Genomic DNA, 2,920 nt, shown 5'->3' with positions numbered 1-2,920 from the left:
CCGTGCCGCGCCAGCGCGCGGCGCAGGGCGCGCGCGCCGCTGGCGGTTTCCGCGGCCATGCCGATCGCGCGGGCGCCGCGCACGTTGACGAACAGGTCGTCGATGAACAGCGCCTGCCGCGGGGCGACATCGAAGTGCGCCAGCGCGTGCCGATATACCGTCGCGTCCGGCTTGCGCCCGCCCAGGTGGCCGCTGCACAGCACGCGTCCGTGCAGCAGCGGGAACAGCGCGGGCACGATCTGCGGCATCGCCTGCGCCATCAGCGCACCGTTGTTGGTCAGCACGCCGATGGCCACGCGCTCGGCCAGTGCCAGCACCTGCGCGACCACACCGGCGTCGGCGCGGCTGGCCGCCACCCGCGCGGCGATCCACGCGTCCGCGTCCACCGCGGCGCCCAGGCCCGCGCTCAATCGCTGCAGGTAGGCGGCGGTGTCGAGTTCGCCGCCGTCGTAGGCGGTCTCCAGTCCGGAACCGAACAGGACCTCGCGCACCTGTGCGGCCTCGCAGCGGCAGTGCGCGGCCAGCGCGGCGATGCGGTCGGCACGCGTGTAGCGCGCCAGCACGCCGTCGAAATCGAGCAGCAGCAACGCCGGCCGCGCGCGGGTCATTGCGGACATGAGGAGGCCTGGGTGAGTGGCGGCTGGCGTGGCGCGGGAGCAGCGAAGCTCACGCCGCTCTGCGGGGGCGCCGCCGCGTGCCGCCGCGCGTGCCGATGATGCAATGCGCCATCGCTTGTCGTTGACAAGCCATCGCGGGCCGGCGGACAGTCGGGGCACGCCGCCACGCGCGCGACCTGCCGTGGCGCAGTGTTGTCTTTCTTGCCGAGGAACCCGCCTTGAACACCAAGTTTCCATCCCTGCTGCTCGTCCTTGCCGGTCTCGCGTTCGCGCCTGCCGCCTGGGCCAAGACCTGCGCGGTGACCATCACCGGCACCGACCAGATGTCCTACGACCAGACCCAGATCAAGGTCGCGGCCGATTGCACCGAGGTGGCGGTGACGCTCAAGCACAGCGGCAAGCTCGCCGCCGCGGTGATGGGCCACAACTGGGTGCTGACCAAGACCCCGGATTTCCAGGCGGTGGCCAATGCCGGCACCAGTTCCAGCCTGGCCGACAACTACCTGCCCAAGAACGATCCGCGGATCATCGCCCACACCAAGGTGATCGGCGCCGGGCAGTCGGACACGGTCAAGTTCTCCACCGCCAAACTCAGCAAGGGCGGGGACTACACCTTCTTCTGCTCGTTCCCGGGACACTGGGCGGTGATGAAGGGCAAGTTCGTGTTCGGTTGATCCAGCGCAGCGGCGCGGCGCCGGCCATCGGCGCCGCGCGTTGTCGTCATGCCAGGGTCGTGGCACCGGCATCTCAGCCGGCGGCGACCACCGCGAACGCTTCACGCGCCGCGGCCAGGGTGGCCTCCAGCACGTCCTGGTCGTGCGCACTGGAGACGAAGCCGGCCTCGTAGGCCGACGGCGCCAGGAACACACCGCGCTCCAGCATCGCGTGGAAGAAGCGGTTGAACGCGGCGGTGTCGCAGGCAGTGGCCTGCGCATAGGTCTCCACCTTCTCGGTGGTGAAGAACAGCCCGAACATCGCCCCGACCTGGTTGGTGGTGACCGCCACCCCGGCCGCCGCCGCGGCGGCTTCCAGGCCGGCGCATAGCTGCGCGGTGGCCGCGTCCAGGCGCTGGTGGAAGCCCGGCGCCTGGATCAGTTCCAGCATCGCCAGCCCGGCGGCCATCGCCACCGGATTGCCGCTGAGCGTGCCGGCCTGGTAGATCGGCCCGGACGGCGCCACCTGCCGCATCAGCTCGGCGCGCCCGCCATAGGCGCCCACCGGCATGCCGCCACCGATGATCTTGCCGAAGGTGGTCAGGTCCGGCGTGACCCCGTAGTGCGCCTGCGCGCCGCCCAGGGCGACGCGGAAGCCGGTCATCACTTCGTCGAAGATCAGCAGTGCGCCGTGCTGCGTGCACAGGTCGTGCAGGTGCTGCAGATAGCCCGGACGCGGCGGGATGCAGTTGGCGTTGCCGACCACGGGCTCGATGATGACCGCGGCGATCTCGTGGCCGATCTCCTCGAACAGCGCGGTGGCACCCTCGGCATCGTTGTAGGCCAGGGTGGCGGTAAGTTCGCTGAGGCTGGCCGGCACGCCCGGCGAGGTCGGCACGCCCAGGGTCAGCATGCCGCTGCCGGCCTTGACCAGGAACGAATCGCCGTGGCCGTGGTAGCAGCCTTCGAACTTGACGATGCGGTTGCGCCCGGTGGCGCCGCGCGCCAGGCGCACCGCCGACAGCGTGGCTTCGGTGCCGGAGTTGACCATGCGCACCATCTCGCAGGACGGCACCAGCCGGGTGATGGTCTGCGCCATCGTCACCTCGGCCGGGCACGGCGCGCCGAACGACAGCCCATCGCCGATCGCGCGCTGCACCGCCTCGCGCACCGCCGGGTGGTTGTGCCCGGCGATCATCGGCCCCCAGGAACCGACGTAGTCGATGTAGCGGTGGCCGTCGACGTCGTACAGGTACGGGCCATCGGCGCGCTGCACGAAGAACGGCTCGCCGCCCACCGACTTGAAGGCGCGCACCGGCGAATTGACGCCGCCGGGAATCAGCGACTGCGCTTGGGCGAACAGGGCATGCGAGCGGGAATGGGACATGAGCGGAAATCCTTGGCGATGCTGGCCAGGCCGACCGGCCGGGCGCGGAGCGAGGCCGTCTATTGTCGCGGCTGCCGCCGGTGTGCGCCATGTCGTCGATCCTGCCGCAGCCGGCGCCGCGCCGTGGATTTGCTTCATAGCCCCTCTCCCACCGGGAGAGGGGTTGGGGTGAGGGGCCGGCGCGCAGCGACGCGCGGTGTTTGGTTGCATGAGGCTGCGTCCGCACCCTGATCCGGCCCTTCGGGCCACCTTCTCCCGGCGGT

General features: G+C 70.9%; 3 protein-coding genes. 1 reads left to right on the top strand and 2 read right to left on the bottom strand.

Annotated features, from left to right (window positions below; genetic code table 11):
- Window positions 1–608, bottom strand: a 608-nt coding sequence (locus tag D183_RS0119320; protein WP_017910449.1) for an HAD-IA family hydrolase, incomplete at its 3' end; no start/stop codon positions are given.
- Window positions 609–859: 251 nt separating this feature from the next.
- On the opposite strand from D183_RS0119320, the gene azu reads away from it, so the two are divergent.
- Window positions 860–1,291, top strand: coding sequence for an azurin (gene azu / locus D183_RS0119315; RefSeq protein ID WP_026143792.1), 432 nt, complete (start codon window positions 860–862; stop codon window positions 1,289–1,291).
- A 73-nt stretch (window positions 1,292–1,364) separates the two neighbouring features.
- Here the strand turns inward: azu and hemL are convergent, their stop codons facing one another.
- Window positions 1,365–2,657, bottom strand: a complete 1,293-nt coding sequence (hemL, locus tag D183_RS0119310) for a glutamate-1-semialdehyde 2,1-aminomutase (protein WP_017910447.1) — start codon at window positions 2,655–2,657, stop codon at window positions 1,365–1,367.
- Between the last annotated feature and the right edge of the window lie 263 nt (window positions 2,658–2,920).

This window comes from Xanthomonas sp. SHU 199 (genome assembly GCF_000364665.1).
Taxonomy (GTDB): Bacteria; Pseudomonadota; Gammaproteobacteria; order Xanthomonadales; family Xanthomonadaceae; genus Xanthomonas_A; species Xanthomonas_A sontii.
Note: the sequence above shows the minus strand (reverse complement) of the source record. Positions and strands in the feature narration are given on the sequence as shown.

Coding starts and splice junctions, on each gene's coding strand:
- hemL (WP_017910447.1), bottom strand. CDS start 2,657: ATGTCCCATTCCCGCTCGCATGCCCTGTTCGCCCAAGCGCAGTCGCTG.